This window comes from Mesorhizobium sp. M0119 (assembly GCF_040322615.1).
Lineage (GTDB): Bacteria > Pseudomonadota > Alphaproteobacteria > Rhizobiales > Rhizobiaceae > Mesorhizobium.
On record NZ_JAMYTU010000036.1, the window covers coordinates 39,082 to 51,578 of the forward strand.

Genomic DNA, 12,497 nt, shown 5'->3' on the forward strand with positions numbered 1-12,497 from the left:
GCCCACGCGGCTTGTTATACAACTCCTAATGGCAACAAACGCGGCCGGCGCGCTTATGATCCGCGCCGGCAAGTGGGGTCGTTATGAGGCTTCCCATCACGGGAAGGTCAAGGGCTTTTGAGCCAGCTCAAATCATCGCCGCCGTGCCGAGGCAGCACATCGAAAATTTGCCCCTTGACCTTCCCGTGATGGGAACCTTTATCGTGTGGCAGCTACCCAGTTGGAGCTGCAAACCCATGAACGCCGTCGCTCATAACCCAGCCGAGCCTGTTTCCGCTCCCGCGATTGAGATTGGGATCGAGGGCATGACCTCCGCCTCCTGTGTCGCCCGCTTGAAAAGGCGCTGAAGACGGTGGCATGACGTGACCGAGGCTAATGTGAATCTGGCTACGGAGCGTGCCACCTGAGTTATACCGCGTGCCGACGCGCGTGACCTTAATCTCGGAGACAACACATGGATCGACGCAGTTTTCTGGCGGCAGGCGTTGCCACGGTTCTCGCCAGCCCGCGCGCCATCGCCCAGATGAAGATGGACGAGATGCCCGGCATGGATATGGGCGGTCACACGGGCCACGACATGGACGGGGCACCAAAAAGCGCGGCCATGCTGCCTGAGGGCCAGGCGTTGCGCGAGTTGCCGCTGCTAGCCAATGAAGCCAATTCGCCCCGCCTGTTCAGAGCAAACCTCACGGCTGAACCCGCCATGGTTCGCTTTGCAGATGGGCTCGACACGCCAATCCTTGGGTACAATGGCATGAGCCCGGGGCCATTGATCGAGGTGACTGAAGGCGACCGTGTCGAGATTGTATTCACGAACCAAATTCCTGAAGAGACGAGCACCATCCATTGGCATGGCATGCCGGTTCCAGCTGACCAGGATGGCAATCCGATGGACCCCGTTGCGACGGGCACGGAGCGCACCTACAGCTTCGAACTGCCCGAAGGAACCGCGGGGTCGTACTGGTATCATCCGCATCCGCACGGCAAGACGGCCGAGCAGGTCTATCGCGGACTTGCCGGCGCGTTCGTGGTCAAGCCGAAGGCGGACCCGATCCCGGCCGAGTATGGCGACACTGTTCTGGTGTTCACAGACCTTCGCCTTGCCGCCGACGGCACCATGCCGGACAACACCATGGTCGATTTGATGAACGGGCGCGTCGGCGATCACGTGCTGGTCAACGGACAGAAAAATCCCGCGCTATCGGTCCCGTTTGGAACAAAGCGGCGATTTCGGTTCTACAACGCGACCAACGCGCGCTTTTTGCGGCTCTCCTTCGACGGCGCACCCATGACGATCATCGGCACCGATGGCGGTCTGCTGGAGGCGCCGGTGGCAGCCAAGGATGTCCTGCTCAGCCCGGCGGAACGCCTTGAACTGATCGTTTCGTTTGAGAAGCCCGGAACCGTCACCCTGAACACGCTCGACTACGATCGCGGCTGGATGGGCGCAGGCCGCCCCGCCGATGCAGGCCTGGCATTGCTTACGGTCAATGTTTCGGACACGCCTGCAGAGGCGTTTCCTCCGCTGCCGGAAAAGCTTCGACCAATTGCGCAACTTGGCACCCCGGCCGTCAGCCGGCGTTTCGTGTTCACCGAAACGATGACGATGAGCACGACGGATATGCAGATGGGCTTCCTGATCAACGGCGCGGCGTTCGACATGGGCCGCATCGACGTGGTGTCGAAAACAGGACAGGTCGAGCTCTGGGAAATCGTCAACAAGGCCGACATGGACCATCCGTTCCATGTTCACGGGACGCAGTTCCAGGTGGTCGAGCACGAACGTGGTGGGCAGGTCTCGAAACCGGCCTATCTCGGCTGGAAGGACACGGTCAACGTGGCGCGCGGCGAAACGGTGCGGCTTTTGCTGCGCCAGGATCGCCCCGGGCGGAGGATGTATCATTGCCACATCCTGGAGCACGAGCAGCTTGGCATGATGGGCGTCATCGACGTGCAGGCATAGCCGGTCGCTCGACGTGGCTGCACTGGCAATCTATGGCGCCCTGTTCACCAGCGCATTCCTCGCCGCAACCATCTTGCCGGTCTCGTCGGAAGTTGTGCTCGCCGGCTTGATCGCCGGCGGCCGTGGCGATCCGGTGCTACTGCTTGCGGTCGCCACAATCGGCAACACGCTCGGCTCGGTGGTGAACTGGATGCTGGGGCGTGGCATCGATACGCTGCAATCTAGGCGATGGTTTCCCATTACCCGTGAACGATACCAGCGGGCGAGCCGGAGCTTTCGCCGCTTTGGCGCGTGGCTGCTCCTATTCGCCTGGCTGCCGGTCGTCGGGGACGCCTTCACTGTCGCGGCAGGCGCGGCCCGCATGCATCTCGGCGTATTCGTGATGCTTGTCGCATTGGGCAAGGCTGCACGATATGCGGTGATCGTCGCAGGAGGATTGTGGGTGCTAAGATAGTTCCCGATGCTCGCCATCGACCAAAGGGCAGATCCTCCCGAGCACCACCGCTCGTCGAATACGCGCAAGGCCCGAGCAAGACAGAGAGCCTGGTCCGCCGGTCTTGTCCCGACCGGCGTACAGGATCAGTGCAAGATCTGCGACAGGAACAGTTTCGTGCGTTCGTGGCGCGGGTGGTCGAAGAACTCGGCCGGCGTGTTCTGCTCGACGATCTGGCCTTGGTCCATGAAGATCACCCGGTTGGCGACTTTGCGCGCAAAGCCCATCTCGTGGGTGACGCAGAGCATGGTCATGCCCTCCTCGGCCAGCCCGACCATCGTCTCCAGCACTTCCTTGATCATTTCCGGGTCGAGCGCCGAGGTCGGCTCGTCGAACAGCATGATGCGCGGGTTCATGCACAGCGAGCGGGCGATCGCCACGCGCTGTTGCTGGCCGCCGGAAAGCTGACCGGGATATTTGTTGGCCTGTTCCGGGATCTTGACGCGCGTGAGGAAATGCATGGCGATTTCCTCGGCCTGCTTCCGCGGCATCTTACGCACCCAGATCGGCGCCAGTGTGCAATTTTCCAGAATGGTCAGATGCGGGAACAGGTTGAAGTGCTGGAACACCATGCCGACCTCGCGGCGCACCTCGTCGATCTTCTTCAGATCGTTGGTCAGTTCCTTGCCGTCGACTATGATCTTGCCCTTCTGGTGTTCCTCCAGCCGGTTGATGCAGCGGATCATCGTCGATTTGCCGGAGCCAGACGGGCCGCAGATGACGATGCGCTCGCCGCGCATCACCTTTAGATTGATGTCCTTCAGCACATGGAATTCGCCGTACCATTTGTGCATGGCAATGATGTCGATGGCGACATCGGTGGTGGAAATGTGCATCTTGGCGGCATTGACCTTGATCTCTTCCGCGCTGACGGCGTTTTCTATGACCATGACAAGGTCCCCTTTTTAGCGTTTGTGGCCGGTGTCGAGACGGCGTTCCGTGTACATTGAATAGCGCGACATGCCGAAGCAGAACAGCCAGAAGATGAAGGCGGCGAAGACGAGGCCGGATCTGGCCGTCTGCGGCGTCGCCCAATTGGCGTCGGAGAAGTTCTGCTTGACGATGCCGAGGAGGTCGAACATCGAGATGACGATGACCAGGCTGGTGTCCTTGAACATGCCGATGAAGGTGTTGACGATGCCGGGAATGACCAGCTTCAGCGCCTGCGGCATGACGACCAGACCCATTTTCTGCCAGTAGCTGAGGCCGAGCGAATCGGCGCCCTCATACTGGCCTTTGGGGATCGCCTGCAGGCCGCCGCGCACCACTTCGGCCATGTAGGCGGCGGCAAACAGCGACACGCCGATCAGCGCGCGCAGGAACTTGTCGAAGCTGACGCCGGCCGGCAGGAACAGCGGCAGCATCACGCTGGCAAAGAACAGCACCGTAATCAGCGGGATGCCGCGTACCGTCTCGATGAAGATCACGCACAGCAGCTTGACGATCGGCATGTTCGAGCGCCGGCCGAGCGCCAGCACGATACCGATCGGCAGCGACACGGCAATGCCGACGAAGGACAGGCTGAGCGTCACCAGCAGCCCACCCCAACGCGACGTCTCGACATGCGGCAGGCCGAACATGCCGCCGACCAGCAGAACGAAGGCGACGACCGGCAGCGCCAGGAAGAGAAGAATGGCGTTCAGTCCTTTGCGCGGTACGCGCGGGATGAGCAGAGGCACCAGCAGTGCCACGAACAGGATGGCCACCAGGATCGGCCGCCAACGCTCCTCGATAGGATAGGTGCCGAACATGAACTGGCCGAACTTGGCGTTGACGAATGCCCAGCAAGCACCGGCCCAGCCATCCGGCTGGATGCCGCCTTGCGCCACGGTGGCGCAGACCGAGCGATCCGGTCCGGTCCACTGGGCGTTGATGAAGGCCCAATTGATGATTTGCGGCAGGATCATAGCGACCAGCGCGATGCCGACGATGGTCAAGATGGTGTCGCCCGTGGTGGCAATCAGGTTCTTGCGGATCCAGGCGGTGAGGCCACGCTCGCTCGACGGCGCCGGCTGCGCCAGCGTCATCTCCGTCCGCACCCAGGACATGTCGTGTTCCTGCATGGCCCTACCTCTCCACCAGCGCCATCCTGGCATTGACGACGTTCATGATCGCCGACGTGATCAGGCTGAGCGCGAGATAGACAGCCATCATGATCACCACGCCTTCGACCGCCTGCCCGGTCTGGTTCAAGACAGTGCCGGCAGTCGCCGTCAGGTCGGGGTAGCCGATGGCGATGGCGAGCGAAGAGTTCTTGGTCAGGTTCAGATACTGGCTGGTCAGCGGCGGAATAACGATGCGCATCGCCTGCGGCACGACGACAAGCCTGAGGATCGATCCCGAGCGCAGCCCGAGTGCCGCGGCCGCCTCGGTCTGGCCCGTGCTGACGCCCCTGATGCCGGCGCGCACGATCTCGGCGATGAAGGCGGCCGTATAGCAGGACAACGCCAGATAGAGCGACAGGAACTCCGGCCTGACCTGAAAGCCACCGACCAGGTTGAAGGTCGATTGTTTCGGGAATTCGAAGCTCAGCGGAAAGCCGCTCAGCGCGTAGGCCAGCAGCGGCAGGCCGACCATCAACGCTATGGATGTCCAGAGCACCGGGAACGGCTGACCCGTCGCCATCTGCCGCTGCCGCGCCTTGCGGGCAACGAACCAGGCCATGGCAATGCCGAGGAGCAGGGCGACCAGGATCAGCCAGGAGCCTTCGCCCCAGACAGCGCGCGGAAAATAGAAGCCGCGCTGGTTGAGAAAGGAGCCGAACGGCAAATTGATGCTCTCGCGCGGCGGCGGCAGCACAGCAAGCACGCCGGAATACCAGAAGAAGATGACCAGCAGCGGCGGGATGTTGCGGAAGACCTCGACGTAGACAGTGCAGATCTTCCTGATCAGCCAGTTGCGCGACAGTCGGCCGATGCCGACGATGAAACCGATAATGGTGGCGGTGATGATGCCGACGACGGCAACGATCACGGTGTTGATAAAGCCAACCAGGATGGCTCGGAAATAAGTCGAATCCGACGAATAAGCGATGGCGCTTTCGCTGATGTCGAAACCGGCGCGGCCCTTGAGAAAGCCGAAGCCGGAGGCGATGTGCAAGCGCGTCAGATTGACGATGACGTTGTGGGTAACCCACCAGACCCCCGCCACCAGCAGGACGAGGACCAGTGCTTGAAAGAATATACCGCGGACGCGAGGATCATTGATGAAGGAACCGCGGCTTGGCTCCTCGCGAAGAACTTCCTGCGATGCCATTCGACAGTCCCCTGGAAAGAGAGACCGGAAGGCAGACGATCTGCCTTCCGGATCCATTTTCGATCAGCGGATCGGCGGAGCGTATTGCAGACCACCCTTGGTCCACAGCGCGTTGATGCCGCGCGCGATCTTCAGCGGGCTGCCCGAGCCGACATTGCGCTCGAACATCTCGCCGTAATTGCCGACGGCCTTGACGATATTGACGACCCAGTCGTTGGAGACGCCGAGATCGGTGCCGATCTTGGTGTCGGCTTCCTGGCCGAGCACGCGCTTGATCTCAGGACTGTCCGAGTTCTTCATCTCGTCGACATTGGCCTTGGTGATGCCGAGTTCCTCGGCGTCGAGCAATGCGAAATAGGTCCACTTGACGATGTGGTACCACTGGTCGTCGCCTTGGCGCACGGCCGGCCCAAGCGGTTCCTTGGAGATGATCTCGGGCAACACGACGTGGTCGGCCGGCGCACCGAGCGTCAGGCGGATGCCATAGAGGCCCGACTGGTCGGTGGTGTAGACGTCGCAGCGGCCGGCGTCATAGGCGGCGTTGACCTCTTCCAGCTTTTCGAAGACGACCGGGTTGTACTCCATCTTGTTCGACTTGAAATAGTCGGCAAGGTTGAGCTCGGTCGTGGTGCCGCTCTGCACGCAGACCGCCGCACCCGAAAGCTGCAGCGCCGAGTTCACGCCCGGAAGCTTCTTGGCGTTGATCATGAAGCCCTGGCCGTCATAATAAGTCGTGCCGACGAAGTTCAGGCCGAGTGCGGTGTCGCGATTGATGGTCCAGGTGGTGTTGCGCGACAGGATGTCGATCTCACCCGACTGCAGAGCGGTAAACCGCTCCTTGGCGCTGAGCGGCGTAAACTTCACCTTGGTGCCATCGCCGAACACGGCGGCTGCCACAGCGCGGCAGAAATCCGCGTCGATGCCTTGCCACTCACCCTTGTCGTCCGGCGCCGAGAAGCCGGCCAGACCGGTCGAGACGCCGCATTGGATGAAGCCCTTCGCCTTGACATCGTCGAGCGTGGCCGCCGAAGCCGCCGAAGCCGCGAATCCAAACGCGGCGGCGCCCAAAATGCCGATTGCAATGTGTTTCATGACCCACAGACCCTTTTCTGTTTTTTCCAGGCGAACCTGACTTTTTCCTGTGTGAACGCAGCTATGTATTCCGGCCCGTTACCGGAATCCCGCATCGTAACCGACGCGCTGCCTCCCATTCACGAACAACATCGAAGGCGATTATTCCTGTGAGGTCAAGGGAAATGACCGAATCCGAAAGACTTTGAAAACCCATCGCCTGAAATGCCTGAAATTGCAGACAAACGCGCTCGCAAATTGGTCAGCGCGCCAATAAAGCCGGCAAAGTCCGACCGTGACTTGCCAAGCACACCTGGCAACCGTCCAGAGGATCTACGGCGCACTGCTGAATTGGCATATTCAAGACCTTGGCCTGGCGAGTGCGGTGCGGTTGCGCGACCAATGCCGCCGCACTATGGCTAACGACCTACCCATGGGACGAAAAGCAATGGCAAAAGACGGCAGCGAGATGGGCATCAACACGCGGCTCGCCCATTCCGGCAACAACCCGCATGACTATTTCGGCTTCGTCAATCCGCCGGTGGTGCATGCCTCGACCGTGCTTTATCCCAATGCGGCGGCGATGGCTTCACGCAGCCAGAAATACACCTACGGAACGCGCGGCACGCCGACCACCGATGCGCTGAACAGCGCGATCGATGCGCTCGAAGGTTCGGCAGGCACGGTCGCGGTGCCGTCCGGCCTGGCGGCGGTGACGCTGCCGCTGCTCGCCTTCCTGTCGGCCGGCGATCATCTGTTGATCGTCGATTCCGTCTATCATCCGACCCGCAACTTCGCCGACACGATGCTGAAGCGGCTGGGCATCGAGGTCGAGTATTACGAACCGCGCATCGGGGCCGGCATCGCGGCGCTGATCAAGCCCAACACCAGGGTGGTGTTCACCGAATCGCCGGCTTCCAACACTTTCGAGATGCAGGACATACCGGCCATCGCCACGGCAGCACATGCCGCCGGCGCCATCGTCATGATGGACAACACCTGGGCGACGCCGCTCTACTTCCGCCCCCTCGATCATGGCGTCGACATCTCGATCCATGCGGCGACCAAATACCCGGCCGGCCATTCCGACGTGCTGCTCGGCACGGTCTCGGCCAACGCAGCCTGCTGGAATCAGCTTTGCGAGACGTTCAACACGATGGGCTGCTGCGCCGGGCCGGATGACGTCTACCAGGTGCTGCGCGGCCTGCGCACAATGGGCGTGCGGCTGGAGCGCCATCAAAAGAGCGCGCTTGCTCTCGCCGGCTGGCTGGAGGGTCAGCCGGGCGTAGCGCAAGTGCTGCATCCGGGGCTGCCCAGCCATCCCGACCACGCTTTGTGGAAGCGCGATTTTTGCGGATCGAGCGGCATCTTCTCTATCGTTCTTGCAGGCGGCGGACAGAAGCAGCAGCACGCCTTCCTCGACGCGTTGAAGTTTTTCGGCCTCGGCTATTCGTGGGGCGGCTATGAGAGCCTTGCCGTGCCGGTATTCCTGGGCGACCGTACCGTCGCCAAGGGCCCGTATGACGGGCCGCTGGTGCGCCTGCAGATCGGGCTCGAGGATGTCGAGGATTTGAAGGCCGACTTGGCGCGCGGGCTGGCGGCTGCCGCAGAGGCCTGAGCCAGCACCTTTCCAGGCTGAGCCAGGAAATCGGCGTAACAGCCTGGAAAAATTGCGATCCTGAGCGATGTCATGGCGACCGACCAGCCGATGAACCGGGCGTCTACAAAATAGAGACGCCGCTGTGGTGGAAGCAGTAGAATAGCCTCTGCCGGCGCTTGATACGGATCGAGGCTGGCCGGCGGATTCGTCGGGAACCTTTTGTCGGCCGAAGCATCCAATGTCGCGATGAGAAGCCTATCAGGAGATCGGCCATGCCTGCTGCGTTGACGGCAACGCCCGCCGCTTCCGGCGACATGCAGCTTGTCGGCCGCGCGCTGGCACGTGATGGCGATGCATTCCGCACCATCATCAAGACGCACAACCAAAGGCTCTACCGCATCGCCCGCGGCGTCGTGCGTAACGACAGCGAGGCCGAGGACATCGTCCAGGAGGCCTATGTCAGCGCCTTTGCCCATCTCGAGGCCTTTCGCGGCGATGCCTCGCTCGCCACGTGGCTGTCGCGTATCGTGATCAACGAAGCGCTCGGCCGCTTGCGCAAAAGGCGGCGAATGGTAGCGATGCCTGAAAACCCGCAAGCCGAAATCATCCGGTTTCCCCTCAACCCGAGCGACGATCCGGAGCGGACGATGGCGCAACGGCAGATCCTTGAGCTTGTCGAACGGGCAACCGACAGTCTTCCCGATGTCTACCGGATGGTGTTCGTGGCGCGCGTCATCGAAGGATTGAGCATCGAGGAGACCGCCGAACTGCTTGGCGTGCGACCAGAAACCATCAAGACCCGGCTGCACCGCGCCCGTGCGCTGGTGCGCAAGGCGCTGGACGACCAGATCGGCCCGGTGCTGCTCGATGCCTTTCCCTTCGCGGGCCGGCGCTGCGAACGGCTCACCAATGCCGTGATGCAGCGGCTTGGTCTTTCCGGATAGGTCGCGCCGATTTTCGCGGGAACGTTTGCCGGCGACCTGCATCCAATTAGCGTCACTGAAAACGAAGCCCGATGCAGTTCCGCGTCCGGGCGAAGGAGAGCATCATGTTTATTCGACCGACCGCGGCACTGGCCGCATTTTTCCTGCTTAGCGCAGCGCCCTTGTCGCAAGCTGCCGACAAGCCGACCGATCCGCAGATCGCACATATCGCCTACACGGCGGGCGTGCTTGATGTCGAAGCGGCCAAGCAGGCGCTGAAGAAATCGAAGAACAAGGAGGTCGTGGATTTCGCCAAGGACATGGTGCGAGATCACGAGGCGGTCAACAAACAGGCTCTCGACCTGGTCAAGAAGCTCAAGGTCACGCCTGAGGACAATCCGACCAGCAAAGCGCTGACCAAGGCGGCGGCCGAGGAACGTGCCAAGCTTGCCAAGCTCAAGGGCGCGGCGTTCGACAAGGCCTATGTCGCCAGCGAAGTGGCCTACCACAAGCAGGTCAATGGCGCGCTCGAAACACTGCTGATTCCGTCGGCCAGCAATGCCGAGCTGAAAAGCCTGCTGGAAACCGGCCTGAAAATATTCCAGGGCCACGAACAGCACGCCGAACACGTCGCCGGCATGCTGAAGTGAGGATTGGGCCAATGGTGTCGAGGCGGCATCTGTGGGTTGCGCTGGCGCTGACCATGGGCGCCGCACCGGCCAAGGCCGAAACCATCGAGGTGACGATCGACAAGCTTGTGTTTTCGCCGGCAAAGGTCGAGGCGAAGGTCGGCGACACGATCAAGTGGGTGAACAAGGACGTGTTCGCCCACACGGCAACCGTCGACGGCGGCTGGGAAGTGATGATCCCGCCGAAGAAGGCGGCGAGCCTGACGGTGAAGAAGGCGGTGTCGGTCGATTATTTCTGCCGCTTCCATCCGAACATGAAAGGCCATCTCACGGTGACATCGCCCTGACTGGCTAATGCATGTCGCGCAAAAGTGTGCAGCGGTTTTGCGATAACGACATGCATAAAAAAGAACCTAAAGCGCCTCGCATGAGGCGGGTCGAATGCGACGCGCTTTTAGGCCGCCAGCCATGCCGTCCCTACAAGAAGCGTGACCAGCGTCAACGGCAGGCCGACCTTGAAGAAGGCGATGAAGCCCAGCGGTTTGCCGGAGACCCGCGCGTGCTCGGCAACGATCAGATTGGCGACCGAGCCGAGCAGCGTGAAATTCCCGGCCAGCGTCGAACTCATGGCGACGACCAACCAGGCCCGCTCGGGGTTTTCCAGTCCGGGCACGAACGGCTTCAGCGCCAGCACGGCCGGGACATTGCTCATGATGTTGGACAGCACTGCGGTGAAGCCGGACAGCCGCCAGACATCATTCAGCCCGAGGTCTTTTGCCGAAGCGACGATGTCGGGCGTAAGCAGCGTCTTCTCCGCCCCGGCGACGACGATGAAAAGCCCGGCGAACATGAACAGCAGCGGCCCATCGATCTCGCGATAGATGCGCTCAGGCTTGATGGCGCGGGTCAGCAACAGAATGGCGCCGCCGATCAGCGCGGCCTTCGCAACGGGAACGCCGGCAAAGAAGGCGACCGCCAAACCGATACAGACGACCACCGCCTTGAGCACCTGTCCCGGCAGCATGCGGCCGCGATAGACTTCGGGGCTGAGCTCGGCCTTGCGCGAGAATTCGGCGCGGTAGACGATGCGGATGATGACGATGACGGCAACGAGGCCGAACGCCGCGACCGGCGCAAGCGCCGCCGAGAAGGCCGGATAGGAAATCCCCGACAAGGCGCCGATGACCATGTTCTGCGGATTGCCGGTGATGGTGGCGACACTGCCGCAATTGGATGCGGTCGCCGTGGCGATCAGGTAGGGCACCGGGTTGCGGTTGATGACGCGGGTGACGTGGACGACGATCGGCGCCATGACCAGGCAGATGGCGTCGTTGACGAGGAATGCCGACAGGACGCCGGTCAACAGCGTCACCATCACCAGCAGCATGAACGGCGCATGCGCATGCTCGATGGCGAACCCGCCGAGCGCGCGAAAGGCGCCCGACACTTTCAGATGCGCCACGACGATCATCATGCCGAGCAGAAGCGTGATGGTGTCGAAGCTGATGGCGCGGTAGGCGTCTTCCATGTCGAGCGCGCCGATGGCGATCATCGCCGCACCGCCGAGCAGCGCGATGCCTGCCCGGTCGAGGCGCAGCCCAGGTATCCTGCCGACGGCGACGCCGGCATAGGTCAGGACAAGGATCAGCAGTGCCGCCGCGCCCATCGCTGTCATGCTTCGGAAATCCTGTTCGCGACTGGCGAGTGAACCTGTCCGGAATGGACCTGAAAATATTGGCGATCCCGACAGGATTCGAACCTGTGACCATCGGCTTAGAAGGCCGGTGCTCTATCCAGCTGAGCTACGGGACCGCTGGCCGGCCGCATGACCGACGGATTGTGCCGGCAGGGCCGGTATGGGATCAATGCGTCCAGGGCATCCTGCGGTCATAGCGGAAATTCTCCGCATAGGAAATCTGGCGGCGCTTGATTTCCTTCGGCTCCTCGACGCGGAAAGCCAGCCCTTCCTTCTCGGCATAGGCGACCGCCTCTTCTCTTGTGTCGAAGGTCAGCCTGATCTGGCTTCGCATGTCGCCGGACGTGGTGTAGCCCATCAGCGGATCGATCTTCTTGCGCTGCTCCGGATCGAATTCCAGCACCCAATAGCCGGTCTTGGCCTTGCCGGACTGCATCGCGGTTTTGGCTGGGCTGAAAATGCGGGCTGACATGACCACCTCATTGCTGGTTGCAAGCACACGACCCCGAGACCACATTATTGCTCTCTGGCCATGCACCAGCCCGTCATTACTGCGCAATGCCGCCGGCAGCAAGGCCGATGGCTTTTTACGCTTGCTTTGGTGGGCTGAAATCACTAGGCAACAGACCGTTCGGAGTGTAGCGCAGCCTGGTAGCGCATCTGGTTTGGGACCAGAGGGTCGGGAGTTCGAATCTCTCCACTCCGACCATTCATCAACCGAATCTTGTCTCAAGCAAATCTTGTCGGCAGCGCAGGCGGGTCACACCCCTGGGGGACCCTCACATATAAAAAAAAAAGCCCCCACCCGCACAAGAAGGAGATGGAGATTCGGCGGGTGGGGGGGAAAAAAAAAATAGGGGGGGGGGG

Annotated in this window: 12 protein-coding genes and 2 tRNA genes; 7 read left to right on the forward strand and 7 right to left on the reverse strand. The window is 61.6% G+C overall.

Translation table 11 applies throughout. The features are described from left to right. Positions 1-454: 454 nt before the first annotated feature. Both NKJ40_RS25115 and NKJ40_RS25120 read left to right on the forward strand, forming a co-directional pair. Positions 455-1,963: a multicopper oxidase family protein gene (locus NKJ40_RS25115; RefSeq protein WP_352468379.1), complete on the forward strand. Its 1,509-nt coding sequence runs from the start codon at positions 455-457 to the stop codon at positions 1,961-1,963. Between the two features lie 13 nt (positions 1,964-1,976). Next, positions 1,977-2,417 carry a YqaA family protein gene (locus NKJ40_RS25120; RefSeq protein ID WP_352468380.1) on the forward strand — a complete coding sequence of 147 codons (441 nt, stop codon included), beginning with the start codon at positions 1,977-1,979 and terminating at the stop codon, positions 2,415-2,417. Between the two features lie 125 nt (positions 2,418-2,542). On the opposite strand, the gene NKJ40_RS25125 is transcribed toward NKJ40_RS25120, so the two are convergent. From NKJ40_RS25125 to NKJ40_RS25140, 4 genes are all read right to left on the reverse strand, one after another. After that, the gene (locus tag NKJ40_RS25125; RefSeq protein WP_031194215.1) at positions 2,543-3,292 is read right to left on the reverse strand and encodes an amino acid ABC transporter ATP-binding protein; all 750 of its coding nucleotides are present in this window, start codon (positions 3,290-3,292) and stop codon (positions 2,543-2,545) included. Positions 3,293-3,361: 69 nt separating this feature from the next. Beyond that, entirely contained in the window at positions 3,362-4,519 is a 1,158-nt protein-coding gene (locus NKJ40_RS25130) for an amino acid ABC transporter permease (protein ID WP_352468381.1), read from the reverse strand. A 4-nt stretch (positions 4,520-4,523) separates the two neighbouring features. Next, positions 4,524-5,711, reverse strand: a complete 1,188-nt coding sequence (locus NKJ40_RS25135; protein WP_352468382.1) for an amino acid ABC transporter permease — start codon at positions 5,709-5,711, stop codon at positions 4,524-4,526. A gap of 63 nt (positions 5,712-5,774) precedes the next feature. Further along, a complete protein-coding gene (locus NKJ40_RS25140; RefSeq protein ID WP_352468383.1) occupies positions 5,775-6,803 on the reverse strand; it encodes an amino acid ABC transporter substrate-binding protein in 1,029 nt (342 codons plus the stop codon). 427 nt (positions 6,804-7,230) lie between these two features. Here NKJ40_RS25140 and NKJ40_RS25145 point away from each other — a divergent pair, with 427 nt between their 5' ends. The 4 genes from NKJ40_RS25145 (at position 7,231) to NKJ40_RS25160 (ending at position 10,281) form a co-directional block, all read left to right on the forward strand. Beyond that, entirely contained in the window at positions 7,231-8,400 is a 1,170-nt protein-coding gene (locus NKJ40_RS25145) for a cystathionine beta-lyase (protein WP_352468384.1), read from the forward strand. A gap of 254 nt (positions 8,401-8,654) precedes the next feature. Beyond that, the gene (locus NKJ40_RS25150) at positions 8,655-9,326 is read left to right on the forward strand and encodes an RNA polymerase sigma factor (protein WP_023677637.1); all 672 of its coding nucleotides are present in this window, start codon (positions 8,655-8,657) and stop codon (positions 9,324-9,326) included. Between the two features lie 104 nt (positions 9,327-9,430). Next, the gene (locus NKJ40_RS25155) at positions 9,431-9,955 is read left to right on the forward strand and encodes a DUF4142 domain-containing protein (protein WP_352468385.1); all 525 of its coding nucleotides are present in this window, start codon (positions 9,431-9,433) and stop codon (positions 9,953-9,955) included. A gap of 11 nt (positions 9,956-9,966) precedes the next feature. Next, complete coding sequence (locus NKJ40_RS25160) at positions 9,967-10,281, forward strand: cupredoxin domain-containing protein (protein WP_352468386.1); 315 nt, start codon at positions 9,967-9,969, stop codon at positions 10,279-10,281. Between the two features lie 107 nt (positions 10,282-10,388). Here NKJ40_RS25160 and NKJ40_RS25165 read toward each other — a convergent pair whose 3' ends face one another. The 3 genes from NKJ40_RS25165 to NKJ40_RS25175 form a co-directional block, all read right to left on the reverse strand. After that, positions 10,389-11,609 carry an anion transporter gene (locus NKJ40_RS25165; protein ID WP_352468387.1) on the reverse strand — a complete coding sequence of 407 codons (1,221 nt, stop codon included), beginning with the start codon at positions 11,607-11,609 and terminating at the stop codon, positions 10,389-10,391. Positions 11,610-11,669: 60 nt separating this feature from the next. Further along, positions 11,670-11,746: transfer RNA gene (locus NKJ40_RS25170), tRNA-Arg, on the reverse strand. 50 nt (positions 11,747-11,796) lie between these two features. Then, positions 11,797-12,102: an ETC complex I subunit gene (locus tag NKJ40_RS25175; RefSeq protein WP_352468388.1), complete on the reverse strand. Its 306-nt coding sequence runs from the start codon at positions 12,100-12,102 to the stop codon at positions 11,797-11,799. Positions 12,103-12,262: 160 nt separating this feature from the next. Between NKJ40_RS25175 and NKJ40_RS25180 the strand changes: the two genes are divergently transcribed. Continuing rightward, positions 12,263-12,339: transfer RNA gene (locus NKJ40_RS25180), tRNA-Pro, on the forward strand. The last annotated feature ends 158 nt before the right edge of the window (positions 12,340-12,497 follow it).